This window comes from Streptomyces sp. NPDC051662, from assembly GCF_040681655.1.
Taxonomy (GTDB): Bacteria; Actinomycetota; Actinomycetes; order Streptomycetales; family Streptomycetaceae; genus Streptomyces.
The window spans coordinates 308,704-323,846 of sequence record NZ_JBFAZD010000001.1; the positions used below are offsets into that span (position 1 = coordinate 308,704).

Annotated in this window: 12 protein-coding genes; 10 read left to right on the top strand and 2 right to left on the bottom strand. The window is 70.1% G+C overall.

What is annotated here, in order from left to right; all coding sequences use genetic code 11:
• Positions 1–284: 284 nt before the first annotated feature.
• The 8 genes from ccrA to AB0M67_RS01410 all read left to right on the top strand — a co-directional run bounded on the left by ccrA (position 285) and on the right by AB0M67_RS01410 (position 10,119).
• Entirely contained in the window at positions 285–1,658 is a 1,374-nt protein-coding gene (gene ccrA / locus AB0M67_RS01375; protein ID WP_365741325.1) for a crotonyl-CoA carboxylase/reductase, read from the top strand.
• 11 nt (positions 1,659–1,669) lie between these two features.
• Positions 1,670–3,706 carry a protein meaA gene (locus AB0M67_RS01380; protein ID WP_365741327.1) on the top strand — a complete coding sequence of 679 codons (2,037 nt, stop codon included), beginning with the start codon at positions 1,670–1,672 and terminating at the stop codon, positions 3,704–3,706.
• Entirely contained in the window at positions 3,703–4,695 is a 993-nt protein-coding gene (locus AB0M67_RS01385; protein WP_365741329.1) for a CoA ester lyase, read from the top strand. Before AB0M67_RS01380 ends, AB0M67_RS01385 begins: the two co-directional genes overlap by 4 nt.
• 2 nt (positions 4,696–4,697) lie before the next feature.
• Complete coding sequence (locus AB0M67_RS01390) at positions 4,698–5,204, top strand: MaoC family dehydratase (protein WP_365741331.1); 507 nt, start codon at positions 4,698–4,700, stop codon at positions 5,202–5,204.
• A gap of 7 nt (positions 5,205–5,211) precedes the next feature.
• Positions 5,212–6,417 carry an acyl-CoA dehydrogenase family protein gene (locus tag AB0M67_RS01395; RefSeq protein ID WP_365741333.1) on the top strand — a complete coding sequence of 402 codons (1,206 nt, stop codon included), beginning with the start codon at positions 5,212–5,214 and terminating at the stop codon, positions 6,415–6,417.
• A 184-nt stretch (positions 6,418–6,601) separates the two neighbouring features.
• On the top strand, positions 6,602–7,258 hold the full coding sequence (locus AB0M67_RS01400; RefSeq protein WP_365741335.1) for a phosphatidylserine decarboxylase: 657 nt from the start codon (positions 6,602–6,604) through the stop codon (positions 7,256–7,258).
• Positions 7,245–8,105: a CDP-diacylglycerol--serine O-phosphatidyltransferase gene (gene pssA, locus AB0M67_RS01405; protein ID WP_365741337.1), complete on the top strand. Its 861-nt coding sequence runs from the start codon at positions 7,245–7,247 to the stop codon at positions 8,103–8,105. Before AB0M67_RS01400 ends, pssA begins: the two co-directional genes overlap by 14 nt.
• Positions 8,106–8,223: 118 nt before the next feature.
• The gene (locus AB0M67_RS01410; RefSeq protein ID WP_365741339.1) at positions 8,224–10,119 is read left to right on the top strand and encodes an AMP-binding protein; all 1,896 of its coding nucleotides are present in this window, start codon (positions 8,224–8,226) and stop codon (positions 10,117–10,119) included.
• Here AB0M67_RS01410 and AB0M67_RS01415 read toward each other — a convergent pair.
• Together AB0M67_RS01415 and AB0M67_RS01420 are read right to left on the bottom strand one after the other, a co-directional pair.
• Entirely contained in the window at positions 10,100–11,992 is a 1,893-nt protein-coding gene (locus AB0M67_RS01415; protein ID WP_365741341.1) for a GNAT family N-acetyltransferase, read from the bottom strand. The two genes, AB0M67_RS01410 and AB0M67_RS01415, sit on opposite strands and share 20 nt — an antisense overlap.
• Positions 11,993–12,022: 30 nt before the next feature.
• On the bottom strand, positions 12,023–13,180 hold the full coding sequence (locus AB0M67_RS01420; RefSeq protein ID WP_365741343.1) for a glycerate kinase: 1,158 nt from the start codon (positions 13,178–13,180) through the stop codon (positions 12,023–12,025).
• A 161-nt stretch (positions 13,181–13,341) separates the two neighbouring features.
• On the opposite strand from AB0M67_RS01420, the gene AB0M67_RS01425 reads away from it, so the two are divergent.
• A complete protein-coding gene (locus tag AB0M67_RS01425) occupies positions 13,342–13,872 on the top strand; it encodes an NUDIX hydrolase (RefSeq protein WP_365741345.1) in 531 nt (176 codons plus the stop codon).
• Positions 13,873–13,940: 68 nt separating this feature from the next.
• Positions 13,941–15,113 (top strand): MerR family transcriptional regulator, encoded by a 1,173-nt coding sequence (locus AB0M67_RS01430; RefSeq protein WP_365741347.1) that lies wholly within the window; start codon positions 13,941–13,943, stop codon positions 15,111–15,113.
• Positions 15,114–15,143: the final 30 nt, after the last annotated feature.

Sequence of the window (15,143 nt, forward strand, 5' to 3'; positions counted from 1 at the left end):
TGCGTGCCCTGCGGGTGACAAACGAGGGAAATTGTTGGCACCCAGTGCCTTGTCAGCTGTCACGGGGTGCCATAATGTGAAGTTGTCCGGCTGTTCCCGCAAGCCATTCCGCTTGTGCGCCAGGACGCCTGCGTCACAGGCACCTCCGCGCCCACCCGGCGCCGCCGATCAGCACGAAGCGAGCTCGATCAGCACCCGCACCCGCCGAACCGACGGCACACCTCCACCGCACCAGCAGGCAGCCCCACGCATCTCGCACCCTCAGCTTCGCCGGAGGCAACACCGTGAAGGAAATCCTGGACGCGATCCTGTCGCCGGACAGTACGTCCGCCGACTTCGCCGCACTGCCGCTGCCCGGTTCGTACCGCGCGGTGACCGTGCACAAGGACGAGACGGAGATGTTCGCCGACCTCCCCACCCGGGAGAAGGACCCCCGCAAGTCACTCCATCTCGACGACGTGCCGGTGCCCGAACTCGGCCCCGGCGAGGCCCTGGTGGCCGTCATGGCCAGCTCGGTGAATTACAACTCCGTCTGGACCTCGATCTTCGAGCCGCTGCCGACCTTCGGCTTTCTGGAGCGGTACGGCAAGCTCAGCGAACTCGCCAGACGGCACGATCTGCCGTACCACGTCATCGGCTCGGACCTGTCAGGCGTCGTGCTGCGCACCGGGCCCGGTGTCCATGCCTGGCACCCGGGCGACGAGGTCGTCGCGCACTGTCTCTCCGTCGAACTGGAGTCGTCCGACGGCCACAACGACACGATGCTCGACCCCGAGCAGCGCATCTGGGGCTTCGAGACCAACTTCGGCGGTCTGGCGGAGCTGGCGCTGGTGAAGTCCAATCAGCTGATGCCCAAGCCGCGTCACCTCAGCTGGGAGGAGGCCGCGGCCCCCGGTCTGGTCAACTCCACCGCGTACCGCCAGCTGGTGTCCCGCAACGGCGCCGGGATGAAGCAGGGCGACAACGTGCTGATCTGGGGCGCGAGCGGCGGACTGGGCTCGTACGCCACGCAGTTCGCGCTGGCCGGCGGCGCGAACCCGGTCTGTGTCGTCTCCAGCGACCGTAAGGCGGAGCTGTGCCGGCGGATGGGCGCCGAGGCGATCATCGACCGGAGCGCCGAGGACTACCGGTTCTGGAAGGACGAGCACCACCAGGATCCGCGGGAGTGGAAACGCTTCGGCAAGCACATCCGCGAGCTGACCGGCGGCGAGGACGTCGACATCGTCTTCGAGCACCCGGGACGCGAGACCTTCGGCGCGAGCGTGTATGTGACCCGCAAGGGCGGCACGATCGTGACCTGCGCCTCCACCTCCGGCTACACCCATGAGTACGACAACCGCTATCTGTGGATGTCACTGAAGCGGATCGTCGGCTCGCACTTCGCCAACTACCGCGAGGCGTGGGAGGCCAACCGGCTGATCGCCAAGGGGAAGATCCACCCCACCCTGTCGAAGGTGTACGCGCTGGAGGACACCGGCCAGGCCGCCCACGACGTGCACAGCAACCGCCATCAGGGCAAGGTCGGCGTGCTGGCGCTGGCACCGCGCGAGGGCCTCGGGGTGCGCGACGAGGAGCTGCGCGCACGCCATCTCGACGCCATCAATCTGTTCCGCGACGCTTCCGCGGAGCGGACGGCCCCCCACACTCGCGACAGTTGAGGGTTTCCCATATGCCTGATCGTCAGAAGGACCGGCCCTGGCTCATGCGGACGTACGCCGGTCACTCGACCGCCGAGGCGTCCAACGAGCTGTACCGGCGCAATCTCGCCAAGGGGCAGACGGGCCTGTCCGTCGCGTTCGATCTCCCGACACAGACCGGCTACGACCCCGACCACGTCCTCGCCCGCGGCGAGGTCGGCCGGGTCGGGGTCCCGGTCTCCCACCTCGGCGACATGCGCCGGCTCTTCCAGGACATCCCGCTCGAACGCACGAACACCTCGATGACCATCAACGCCACCGCCATGTGGCTGCTGGCGCTCTATCAGGTGGTGGCGGAGGAGCAGGGCGCGGACATCAGCCGGCTCCAGGGAACGACACAGAACGACATCGTCAAGGAGTACCTCTCACGCGGGACGCATGTCTTCCCGCCGGGCCCGAGCCTGCGGCTGACCACGGACATGATCACCTACACGGTGAACCACATCCCCAAGTGGAATCCGATCAACATCTGCAGCTATCACCTCCAGGAGGCGGGGGCCACCCCGGTCCAGGAGATCGCGTACGCGATGTCCACCGCGATCGCCGTACTGGACGCGGTGTTCGCGTCCGGTCGGATCCCCGAGGAGCGAAGGGGGGATGTGGTCGGCCGTATCTCCTTCTTCGTCAACGCGGGTGTCCGGTTCATCGAGGAGATGTGCAAGATGCGGGCCTTCTCCCGTATCTGGGACCGGATCACCCAGGAGCGGTACGGCATCGAGAACGCCGGGCAGCGCCGGTTCCGCTACGGCGTCCAGGTCAACTCCCTGGGGCTGACCGAGGCACAGCCGGAGAACAACGTCCAGCGGATCGTCCTCGAAATGCTCGCCGTGACGCTCTCCAAGGACGCCCGCGCCCGCGCCGTACAGCTGCCCGCCTGGAACGAGGCGCTGGGGCTGCCCCGCCCCTGGGACCAGCAGTGGTCGCTCCGTATCCAGCAGGTGCTGGCGCACGAGAGCGATCTGCTGGAGTACGCGGACATCTTCGAGGGCTCGCGGGTCGTCGAGGCCAAGGTGGCGGACCTGGTCACCGAGTCCTTCGCCGAGATCGAGAGGATCGAGGCGATGGGCGGGGTGATGACCGCCGTCGAGTCCGGTTATCTCAAGTCGCGGCTCGTCTCCTCGCACGCGGAGCGGCGGGCGCGGATCGAGTCCGGCGAGGAGAGGATCGTCGGCGTCAACTGCTATGAGTCCACGGAGCCCAGCCCGCTCACCGCCGATCTCGACACCGCCGTCATGACGGTCGATCCGGCGAACGAGGCCCGGGTGGTGGCCGCTCTCCAGAGCTGGCGGGTCAACCGTGAGGAGGCGCGCGCCACCGACGCGCTGACCGCCCTGAAGAAGGCCGCCGCGGGCACCGACAATCTGATGGCCGCCACCCTGGAGTGCGCGCGGGCCGGGGTGACGACCGGTGAGTGGTCCTGGGCCCTGCGGGACGTCTTCGGTGAGTTCCGCGCGCCCACGGGTGTCAGCGGCGCCCCGATCGCGGTGGCCGCGGAGGCGGGCACCGCGCTCGCGGCCGTACGGCGGAAGGTGGCCCGTACCGCCGAGGAGCTGACCGCCGCGGCCGGCGGCACCGGCGGCACCGGGCGGCTGCGGCTGCTGGTCGGCAAGCCCGGTCTGGACGGGCACTCCAACGGCGCCGAACAGATCGCGGTCCGCGCCCGCGACGCCGGCTTCGAGGTGGTCTACCAGGGCATCAGGCTCACGCCCGAACAGATCGTCAGTGCCGCGCTCGCCGAGGACGTGCACTGCGTGGGCCTGTCGATCCTGTCCGGCTCGCACGCCGCGCTGGTGCCCGAGGTGCTGACCCGGCTGCGTGAGGCGGGCGCGGGCGACATTCCGGTGATCGTCGGCGGGATCATCCCGAACGCCGACGCCGAGGAACTGCGGGCGGCCGGCGTGGCCGCCGTCTTCACCCCGAAGGACTTCGGGATCACGGAGATCATCGGCCGTATCGTCGACGAGATCCGTACAGCGAACAAGCTCGACCCATGGGAGGTCCCCGCATGACCGCGCCTGTCACCACCGAGACCGCCGGAACCGCCGCGAACCGGCTGCGTCCGCGCCGCTCGTGTCTCGCCGTACCGGGGTCGAACCCGCGCTTCCTGGAGAAGGCCCAGGGGCTGCCGGCCGACCAGGTGTTCCTGGATCTGGAGGACGCCTGCGCGCCGCTCGCCAAGGAGGGCGCCCGGCACACGATCGTCGACGCGCTCAACAAGGGCGACTGGACGGGCAAGATCCGGGTCGTACGGGTCAATGACTGGACGACGCACTGGACCTACCGCGATGTGATCACGGTGGTGGAGGGCGCGGGACACAATCTCGACTGCGTCATGCTGCCGAAGGTCCAGGACGCCCAGCAGATCATCGCCCTCGATCTGCTGCTCACCCAGATCGAGAAGACGATGGGCTTCGAGGTCGGCAGGATCGGCATCGAGGCGCAGATCGAGAACGCGAAGGGGCTGGTGAACGTCGACGAGATCGCCGCCGCCTCACCGCGTCTGGAGACGATCGTCTTCGGTCCCGCCGACTTCATGGCCTCCATCAATATGAAGTCTCTCGTCGTCGGCCAGCAGCCGCCCGGCTATGGCGCGGACGCCTATCACTACATTCTGATGCGCATTCTGATGGCGGCCCGTACCCATGACCTCCAGGCGATCGACGGCCCCTACCTCCAGATCCGCGATGTGGACGGCTACCGCGAGGTGGCACGCCGGGCGGCGGCGCTGGGCTATGACGGCAAGTGGGTGCTGCACCCGGGCCAGATCGAGGCGTCGAACGAGATCTTCTCGCCCTCCCAGGAGGACTACGACCACGCCGAGCTGATTCTCGACGCGTACGAGTACTACACGTCCGAGGCGGGCGGCAAGAAGGGCTCGGCGATGCTCGGCGACGAGATGATCGACGAGGCGAGCCGCAAGATGGCGCTGGTCATCTCGGGCAAGGGCCGGGCCGCGGGGATGCGGCGTACGACCTCGTTCGAAGCCCCGGAGGCGTGACGATGCGGTTCGGACGCACCTTCGAGGAGTTCGAGGTCGGCGCGGTCTACAAGCACTGGCCGGGCAAAACGGTCACGGAGTACGACGACCATCTCTTCTGTCTGCTGACCATGAACCACCATCCGCTGCACCTGGACAGCAACTACGCCGAGAAGACGACGGACTTCGGGAAGAACGTCGTCGTGGGCAACTACATCTACTCGCTGCTGCTGGGCATGTCGGTGCCGGACGTCTCCGGGAAGGCCATCGCCAATCTGGAGGTGGAGTCGCTCAAGCATGTCGCGCCGACCTTCCACGGGGACACGCTCTACGGCGAGACGGTCGTGCTGGAGAAGACCCCGTCACGTTCCAGGAGCGACCGCGGGATCGTGTATGTGGAGACCCGCGGCTACAAGCAGGACGGGACGGTGGTCTGCGTGTTCAGACGCAAGGTGATGGTCCCCACGGAGGCGTACATCAAGGAACGCGGCGGGGACCAGCCCGGCCGCCCCGAGCCGCGGGAGAAGTGACAGAGATATGAGCCGACTCGCCCAGACAGCCGGGCTGACCGACATTCAGCGGGAAATCCTGGCGACCGTAAGGGATTTTGTCGACAAGGAGATCCTCCCGGTCGCCACCGAGCTGGAGCACCGCGACGAGTACCCCACTCAGATCGTCGACGGGCTGAAGGAACTCGGCCTGTTCGGGCTGATGATCCCCGAGGAGTACGGCGGTCTGGGCGAGTCCCTGCTCACCTACGCGCTCTGCGTGGAGGAGATCGCCCGGGGGTGGATGTCCGTCTCCGGCATCATCAACACCCACTTCATCGTGGCGTACATGCTCAAGCAGCACGGCACCGAGGAGCAGCGGGCCACCTTCCTGCCACGGATGGCCGCCGGCGAGGTGCGTGGCGCGTTCTCGATGTCGGAGCCGGCTCTCGGCTCGGACGTCGCGGCGATCACCTCCAAGGGAATCCTGGACGGCGACTCATATGTACTGAATGGCCAGAAGATGTGGTTGACCAACGGCGGCACGTCCAGTCTCGTCGCGGTGCTGTGCCGCAGCGACGAGGGCCACCCGGAGGGCACGGCCGCGCACAAGTCGATGACCACGTTCCTGGTCGAGAAGGAGCCCGGCTTCGGCGAGGTGCGGCCCGGTCTGACCATCCCGGGGAAGATCGACAAGATGGGCTACAAGGGGGTCGACACCACCGAGCTGATCATGGACGGACTACGCATTCCGGCCAATCGGGTGCTCGGCGGGGCCACCGGTCGAGGGTTTTACCAAATGATGGACGGCGTCGAGGTGGGCCGGGTGAATGTCGCGGCGCGTGGTTGCGGGGTCGCACAGCGCGCCTTCGAGCTCGGCGTCTCATATGCCCAGCAGCGTCACACTTTCGGCAAGCCCATCGCGCAGCATCAGGCGATCCAGTTCAAGCTGGCCGAGATGGCGACCAAAGTCGAGGCCGCCCATGCCATGATGGTCAACGCGGCACGCAAAAAGGACTCCGGGGAACGAAACGACCTGGAGGCAGGGATGGCGAAGTACCTCGCCTCCGAGTACTGCAAGGAAGTCGTCGAGGACGCCTTCCGCATCCACGGCGGGTACGGCTTCTCCAAGGAGTATGAAATCGAGCGCCTCTACCGCGAAGCCCCGATGCTGTTGATCGGCGAGGGTACCGCCGAGATCCAGAAAATGATCATCGGCCGTCGGCTGCTGGAGGAGTACAGGTTCCAGGGTTGATTGTCGCTTTTATTAGCGTTTAATGGCGAAGAAGATCACACTCGATCGCCCTCCGGCGCTGGCTTCAAGCCGCTCGACTCGGCTCCTGGCTTGCTCAGTTGCGACTCGAAACCAGTACCATCGCTGAAAAGCCGCCGTCGTCCCCCCGTTGCCAGCGCGGCATCATCCGCTACGAAGGTCATCCATGCCCCACAGCCAAACCTCTGCACCACGCGTCAGCTTCCTCAGTGGACGCCTCGCGCGCGGAGCATCGCCGTGGCTCCTCCCGACCGTCGCCACCGCGGCGATCGGTCTTGTCCGCGCACGTCACTCGAAGCGCGCAGCGGTCCTCGCTGTGCCCGCCACCGCGCTCGCGGCGGGCATGCTGTGGTTCTTCCGCGACCCCGAGCGCGAGATCACGCAGGGCCGGGTCATCTCCCCGGCCGACGGTGTGGTGCAGAGCATCATGCCGTGGAAGGACGGGCGCACCCGGGTCGCCATCTTCATGAGCCCGCTGAACGTCCATGTCAACCGCGCGCCCCTCGCGGGAACCGTGACGTCGGTCGAGCACATCCCCGGCGGATTCGTTCCGGCGTTCAACAAGGAGAGCGAGAACAACGAGCGCGTTGTCTGGCACTTCGACACCGAACTGGGCGACATCGAGATGGTGCAGATCGCGGGCGCGGTAGCCCGGCGCATCGTCCCGTATCTGCCCCAGGGGACCAAGGTGGAACAGGGCGAGCGCATCGGCCTGATCCGTTTCGGCTCGCGTGTCGACATCTACCTTCCGGAAGGTGTCGATGTCGCTGTCGAGGTCGGTCAGACCACGACCGCAGGGGTGACTCGAATTGACCGTGATTGATCCCGATACGCAAGCCGGCTGGGCCGCGGAGGCCGAGGCCGAGGAGGAGGACGACGCGGAAGACATGCCGCTCTCACTGCGGCTGTCGATAGCGGACACCCTCACGCTCGGTAACGCCACCTGCGGCTTCATGGCCGTCTACTTCACCACCACCGGCATCCTCATCCCGCATCTCACGGGCAGCGACGAGACCGGCATGGCGCGGCACTCCGCCGCGACGGCCGTGATCCTGATGCTGGCGGCGGCGATCTTCGACCTCTTCGACGGGCTTGTGGCACGCAAGCTCCGCAGCTCGCCGATGGGTGCGGAGCTCGACAACCTCTCCGATCTGATCAGCTTCGGCCTCGCCCCGGCGTATTTCGTACTGGTGTACGGAATGGTGGCGGACGACGCACATCAACGGGTCTCCGCTCTCGCGGCGATCGTCGTCCTGCTGGCCGTCGTGCTCCGGCTGGCGAGATTCTCCTGCGTGACGATGAAGGACGGCATGTTCCAGGGGATGCCGAGCCCCTTCGGCGCCCTGACGGTCATCTCGATCGTCCTGCTCGAACTGCCCTTCCCGCCGACCCTGCTCGCCATCGTCGGGGTGGCCTGGCTGATGGTGAGCCGGGTCGAGTACCCCAAGCCGCGGGGCATTCTCGCGGTGGCGATGCTCAGCTGGATCGTGGCCGCGATGGGGCTGCTGGCGGCCTGGGCGTTCGACGCGCCGGGTGGTCAGCTGCTGCTCCAGACCGGCTGTGCGCTCCAGGTGGTGACGGGAGCGGTGATCCCGCTCTTCGCCACGGCCCGGCGCGTGAACACGTTCCGCGACAACCGCCGCGAGGCACGGGCGGCGCAGCTGCCGTAGCGGGGTCCCGCCGTACGGCGAATGATCGTGAAGGGCCCGGACGCGGGTACGCGTCCGGGCTCTTTCGGCGTGTACTCCCCCTTCCGCCGGCCCCGGCACTCTGGAAGGATCGATCGCCATGACCGGGGGATCGATACATCAGCTCTTCGAGGAATGGGCGCGGCGAGTACCCGACCACACCGCCGCCATCACCGACAGTGACCGGATCAGCTACGAGCGGCTGGACGCCGATGCCGGGCGGTTGGCCGCCTATCTCAGCACGGACGCCGGACTGCCTGATTCCGGTGCCACCGTCGCCATCTGTACACGGCACCCGGCCGAGGTGCTGGTGTCGATCCTCGCCGTACTGAAGGCGGGCCACGCGTACGCCGTGCTGAACCCGAGTACGCCGACCCAGGAACAGCACCGGTTACTCGGCCTCACCCGGGCCGAGGCGATCATCACGAACGAATCGCTGCTGCCACGGGTCGATGACGGCCGCGACCGGACGGCCATCTGTCTGGACACCGACGCGACGGCCATCGCCCACGCAGGACCCGCTCCGCGGGATTCGGCCGACCCGGCGCCCGGCGGACCGGCCGCCGTACTGTTCACGGCGGGGACGACGGGACGGCACGTGGCTGTCGCCACCGGGCACGACCGGCTGCTCGCCGCGTACGCCGCCTGGTCCGAGGTCTACGGGATGTCGCCGGAGGACCGGGTGCTGGTGACCGCGCCGCCCTCGACCACCGAGTTCACCGGCGGCTGGATACGCGCCCTGTGCTCGGGCGCGACGCTGGTACTCCCCGAACGGCCGATCACCGCCGAGTGGATCACGACGGAACAGATCACGGTCGCGGAGATGAGCCCCGCGACCGCCGCCCGGGTGCTGGACATGGAGCTGCCGTCCCTGCGACTGCTCGCGGTGAGCGGCGCGCCGCTGCGACTCGATGAGCAGCTGAGGCTCCAGGCGCTGCTGCCGGCCACCGGGGCACGGGTGCTGAGCGTGTACGGGACGGCGGAGGTGGCCGGCTGCGGTACCTGGTTCGAGCCCGAGCAGCTGCCCGGCCCCGTGGCGAACCCGGAGCGGGCCGCCTATCTGGGGCTGCCGTTCCCGGGGTGCGCGGCCGAACTGCGCAAGGGGCGGATCTGGCTCACTCCGCCGGAGGGCGGCGACGCGGTCCCCACCGACGACGTGGGACGGCGACAGGGCGAGGGGCCCATGGAGTTCCGCGGCAGGACGGCCGACCAGGTCACGATCGACGGCAGGACGGTCGACACCTATCGGGTGGAGACGGCGCTGGCCGGTCACCCGCATATCCAGGACGTGGTCATCACCGGGGACCGTGGCCGCACCGGAAGCCGTCTGATCGCCTTCGTGGTGCCGAGCCCCCGGGCTCCGTTCGGCGCCGCGCCTGAGGTGGCCTCCCTGCGCGGCAGGCTCACCGGCCTGGTCCCGGCGGGCGACGTCCCGGAGGCGGTGGTGCGGCTCAGAAAGCTGCCGACGAACGCGGCCGGGAAGGTGAACCGGGAGAAGCTGCCACTGCCGCCGATCCCGGGGGCCGTGCGCGCGAGCGGCAAGAGCGGGTCGGGCGAGGACACGACCGAGGGCGCGATCGCCGCCCTGGTCGGGGTCACCGCCGGTTTCATCGCCGCCGTGCTCACCGGCGTGATCTTCCCCGGGGCCACGGATGTGTCCGGGGTGCCGGCGCCCTGGAACGGGCTGTTCATGCTGCTCTATCTGGCCGAGTGGCTCGCCTTCGCCGTCGGGATGGGGTTCCTGGCGGTGGGCCGGGGGGTGATGCTGCGGCGGAGCGAGTCACGGGGGCTGACGACCGCGGCCCATCTGGCGATCGTCTATCTGCTGGTGGCCTGGTGGCCGCAGGACAACCTCTACCGGCTGACCGCCAAGACGGACTGGCCGCGGCAGGCCGCTCTCGTCTGGGCCTTCAATGTGCCGTTGATGATCGCGGCGTTCATCGTGATGATCTGGGTGGTGGCGTCGCTGCCCGCCGTCAGGAAACAGAACAAGTAGATCCGGCGGACCGGCCGTCCGGGGCGAAGATCCGGCCGAGATCCTGGGCCGCGCCGCGGACCAGCGTCTCGGCGGCGTCGAGACAGTCCGGTGTGCGGGCCGCGAGCAGGACACCCAGAAACGGGGCGGGGTCGAAGGCTGCCGTGGGGATCGAGGGCACGAGCACCGCGCCGATCCCCGCGCAACGCCCCGTCAGTTCCGCGAGCCAGGCGATGAGTTCGGTGTCCGGGAGCCGTGCGCCGAGCGGGACATGATCGAGCGAGCGTACGAGATGATCGCCGCCCCTGGTCTCGTCGAGGCGGGCCTTCACCATGAAGGCGACGGACGGTCCCGTCAGCCGCAGATTGATCTCCGTCGGGGCGAGCCGGCCGTCTGTGGCGGTCACGAAATCGACGTCGTACCAGCCGCGGTAGCCGCTCGCGGCGAGTTCGAGGCCGACGGCGTGCCCGAACCGCAGGGCGATCGAGGCGGCCCGCCCCGGGACGGCGCCGGGGCCGACGGTCGCTCCCCGGTACGCCGTGCCCGCCACATCCATCCGCGCGGCGCCGACATCGTGCACCGTGCCGGCCGTGTCCACGAGGCCGTCGTAGGTGAGGTCGCGCGGGACGTCGCGCGGGAGATCACGTGATGTGCCACCGCGAGCCGAGGCCGAGCCGGGGGAGCCGGAGTGAGGGGAGGCGGGGCCGTCGGTCAGGTAGTCCTCCACGAGGAGCGGGCCCCGGGGAAGCGCGCGCAGCACCGGCAGCAGCGCGCGTACGGACCTGACCACATGCGTGCCCGAACCCCCCACGCCGTGCTCGGTCTTGACGACACCGCCCTCGCCTGAGCGGATCCGCGCGAGGAGCAGCCGGGCCGCCTCCCGTCGATGGGCCGCCGTCCGCTGAACGGGCACGGTGACGGCGGGGTGCGCGGGGGCCAGCCGCTGGAAGAGGGCGTTGGCCGCGCTCTTGGACTCGTAGCGCAGCGCACCCGGCGGCAGGGGCTCCCCGGACAGCTCTCCGGACGGTCTGGTGTGGCCCCACGGTACGAAGGGCAGCCCGAGCCCGCGCAGCCGCCGGGTGAGGGCGGCGCGGGCGAGGATCGCGGCGGCGAGCCCGGGGGGCGGGGCCTCGTCGGCCGGCGCGGCCCCGGGGGCTTGAGCGGCCCCGGGGGCCGGGGTCGCCTCGGGGGTGGGGGCGGCGGCGAGGCCGTCGTACACCTCCACCGATTCCCAGGCCAGTTGGCGGCAGAGCAGCTCGACCCAGCCCGGGGGCACGGCTTCCGGCAGCACGATCGCTGCCGGGTGCGGGCTGCCCAGCGCGGCCAGGCAGGAGTAGTGTCCGCTCGCCCGGCGCGCGAGCGGGGTCAGTTCACCGAACTGTGCCTGGAACTCGGCGACATTGCCGAGCTGTACGGTGCGCAGCCCGCGTGTCCAGGCCTGTACCCAGGCGCTGCGCGGAGGCGGTTCCACCAGGAGCCGGGGCAGCGCGCCCCCGCCGCGGACGGGTCGCGCGCCCAGCGCCCGGTAGAAGTCCACCGCGTGCGGGTCGGAGTCGATGGTCAGCCGCTCGAAGCCCAACGCGCGTGCGGTGTCCAGGACATGGGCGTACAGGGCACGGCCGATGCCCAGGCCGATCACGCGGGGTTCGACGAAGAGGAGACCGAGCGTGCCGTCCGGGGCCCGGCCCTCCAGGGAGGCGACGCCCAGGGCTTCCCCGGACGTCTCGTCCTCGGCGACCACGAGCCGGCGTTCCGCCAGCTGACCGGCGGTGATGGTCAGTTCGGCCCGGCAGGCGGCCAGGAACGCCTCGTCGTAACCCCAGTGCGCCTTCGAGCGCAGCACCAGCGCGCTCAGCGTCCGCGCCTCGTCGGGGCGTGCCTCTCGTATGCGCACGCCCCGACTGTAGAGGGTGTCCGGCCGGGTTCAGAGCAGGAAGTCCCGCGCGATCTCCGTCGCCAGGCGTTCCAGCAGCGGGCCGGCCTGTGCCATGGAGACGGCCGGGTCCGGTTCCAGTCGGCTCAGGGCATAGGCGCGGCGGATGCCCGCCCTGCCCAGGGCCTCCGGTGGGAGGCTCAGCCGGCCGCAGACCGCGATGACCTCGATATGGCGCTCGCGGGCCGCCGCAGCGACACCCGCGGGCGCCTTGCCGTGCAGGGTCTGCTCGTCCAGCGAGCCTTCGCCGGTGATGACGAGGGTCGCCCGGTTCAGGGCGTCGGCGAAGCCCAGTACATCGAGCATGACCTCGATCCCGGGGCGGAAGCCCGCGCCGAGTCCGACCAGCGCGCCGTAGCCGATGCCGCCGGCCGCGCCCGCGCCGGGCGAGAGCGCGAGATCGGCGGCACGGGGGCCGATGGAGGTCTCCAGGACCGTGGCGTAGTGGGCGAGGGCCGCGTCGAGGGTGGCGACATCCTCGGGGCTCGCGCCCTTCTGCGGACCGTAGACGGCGGGGGCGCCCTTGGGACCGGTCAGCGGATTGTCGACATCGCTGGCGAGCACGATCTCGGTCCGGGCGAGCCGTTCGTCCAGACCGGAGAGGTCGGCGGTGGCGAGGTCGCGCAGCCCGCCGCCGCCCGGTCCTACGGGCTGCCCAGCCGCGTCCAGGAAACGGGCGCCGAGCGCGGCGAGCATCCCGGCGCCGCCGTCGGTGGTGGCGCTGCCGCCGACACCGAAGACGATGACGCGCGCGCCCGCGTCCAGCGCGGCGCGCAGCAGTTCGCCCGAGCCGTAGGTGGTCGCCGTCAGCGGCGCGAACACCCCGTCGGGCAGACATTGGAGGCCCGAGGCCTCCGCCATCTCGACGACGGCCGTACCGTCCCGCAGCGCGTAGGCCGCGGTCAGCTCGTCACCGAGCGGTCCTGTGACCCGTACCTCGCGTCGTTCGAAACCGGCGGCCACGGCCGCCGCGACCGTACCGTCGCCGCCGTCCGCGACGGGCAGGGCCTCCACCGCCACCTCGGGGACGATCCGGCGCAGTCCCGCCGTCACCCGCTCCGCGACCTCTACGGCCGTGAGGGAACCCTTGAACTTGTCCGCCGCGATGAGCACGCGTGCGGCCTCCGTTGCTGCTCCGTCCGTCACCATGTATCCCTTTGCTCTTCGAACAGGCAGTCGCGCCGTTCCCGACCCTATCCGGACGGCGGCTCCGTGCCCATAGGCCGCCCTTGTACGCCCACGGGCACCCATCCGCGGTGCCCGTCCCCGCCGTCGGACACGGCCTGCGGACACGGCCTAGGCTTTCCCGTGTGACACACACCGACACCGAAGCGCAGAGCGACACCGATACCGATACCGACTACGCCACCTACATCGCGGGGCTCCCCCGTGTCCTCGCCGGCGCTGCCGTGCTGTTCAGGGACGGCGCGGGACGCGTGCTGATCGTCGAGCCCAACTACCGGGACGGCTGGGCACTGCCCGGCGGGACCATCGAGTCCGACGACGGCGAGACACCCCGCCAGGGCGCCCGGCGGGAGACCCTGGAGGAGATCGGCCTCGACATCGAGCCGGGGCGGCTGCTGGCGATCGACTGGGTGGAGGGCACGGCCCGGCCGCCGATCGCCGCGTATCTGTACGACGGCGGGGTGCTCGACGACGAGCGGCTGGCGGCGATCCGGCTCCAGGAGGAGGAGCTGCTGTCGTGGCGGCTGCTGGACCGCGCCGAGGTCCCGGCGTTTCTGCCGGGCTCGCTCGGACCGCGGGTACTGGCCGCGCTCGACGTACTGGATTCCGGCGCGGGCACGGTGGAGCTGGAGAACGGGCACAAGCCCTCGTCATAGGACCGCCGCCGCGGGGGTGCCGGTGGAGAGTTGACCTTCAGGTTGGCTGAACGTCCACAATCACCGGCATGGACCTCGATACCAGCGGCACCGGTCATCTCCTGGGCATCAGCGCCTTCGCCCGGCGCGTGGGCCTCGCGCCGAGCGCACTGCGTTTCTACGACGACTGCGGTGTGCTTCGGCCCGCCCGGGTCGATCCGACGACGGGCTACCGCTTCTACCGCCCCGACCAGGACGCCCGGGCCAGGCTGCTGCGGAGCCTGCGGGCCTCGGGGCTGCCGCTGGCGGACGTCACCGTCGTACTCGACGGCGACGAGGACGAGGCCCGCACCGTGCTGGAGCGGCACCGGAACACCGTACGGGACCGGACGCGGACGGCCGACGCCACGATCGAGGCGGTGCTGCGGTCACTCTCCGGCGACGGAGCACGCGCGGATTCCGGCGACCGGGCCGGGTCCGGAGCCGGGGCCGTCACGCTCGTACGGCTCGGGGGCGTGGAGCTGGCGAGCGCGTTCCGCCAGGTCGTACCGGCGGTCGGGCATGACCCGGAGCACCCGGAGCTCGGCTGCGTCCTCGTCGAGATCGACGACGGCGAAGTCCGGCTGGTGGCCACCGACCGCTACCGGCTGTCGACGCGGGTCCTCAGGCCGGTGGCGGCGGCGGAGGGGCCCGCGCGCCGGCTGCTGCTGACGGCCGGTTCCCTGCCCGGGATCGGGGCGTGGGCCGCGCGGTGCGCCGCCGTGACGATCGAGGCGGGCCCGGACGGCGCCACGCTCCACGAGACGGCGGGCACCGCTTCCCGTGAACTCCCCGTCTCGGCGGCGCTGTTCCCCGCGTACCGGGAGATGCTGGCGGCGCTCGCGGCGCCCCGGCACCGGCTGATCGTGGACCGGCCGGCGCTGCTCGACGCCCTCAACGGCCGTGGCGAGACACCGGTGGTCGTGCTGCGGCTGGGCGAGGACGAGGTAACCGTCTCGCTGCCCGATCACTCCCGGGCCACGACCCTGCCGGCCGTCCGCCACGGCGAACAGCCCCTGCGTATCGGCTTCGACCCCGCCGTACTGGCCCCGGCCCTGGAGGCGAGCGTCGGCCCCGATGTCCTGCTGGAGATCGCCACCGTCACCGAGCCGGTGGTGGTGCGCTCGGCGGACCAAGGGAGCTTCACCACCCTGGTGATGCCCGTCAGTCTCGACACCGCGACCGTCAGGCCCACGCCGCCCGACCCCGACGCATCGCACTGATTTCGGAGAGGAGAAGAGGAGAAGGGAAGT

Bases quoted from the DNA above. Each gene is read 5' to 3' on its own strand.
- AB0M67_RS01380 (WP_365741327.1), top strand. From the start codon at position 1,670: ATGCCTGATCGTCAGAAGGACCGGCCCTGGCTCATGCGGACGTACGCC.
- AB0M67_RS01385 (WP_365741329.1), top strand. From the start codon at position 3,703: ATGACCGCGCCTGTCACCACCGAGACCGCCGGAACCGCCGCGAACCGG.
- AB0M67_RS01390 (WP_365741331.1), top strand. From the start codon at position 4,698: ATGCGGTTCGGACGCACCTTCGAGGAGTTCGAGGTCGGCGCGGTCTAC.
- AB0M67_RS01395 (WP_365741333.1), top strand. From the start codon at position 5,212: ATGAGCCGACTCGCCCAGACAGCCGGGCTGACCGACATTCAGCGGGAA.
- AB0M67_RS01400 (WP_365741335.1), top strand. From the start codon at position 6,602: ATGCCCCACAGCCAAACCTCTGCACCACGCGTCAGCTTCCTCAGTGGA.
- AB0M67_RS01410 (WP_365741339.1), top strand. From the start codon at position 8,224: ATGACCGGGGGATCGATACATCAGCTCTTCGAGGAATGGGCGCGGCGA.
- AB0M67_RS01420 (WP_365741343.1), bottom strand. From the start codon at position 13,180: ATGGTGACGGACGGAGCAGCAACGGAGGCCGCACGCGTGCTCATCGCG.
- AB0M67_RS01430 (WP_365741347.1), top strand. From the start codon at position 13,941: ATGGACCTCGATACCAGCGGCACCGGTCATCTCCTGGGCATCAGCGCC.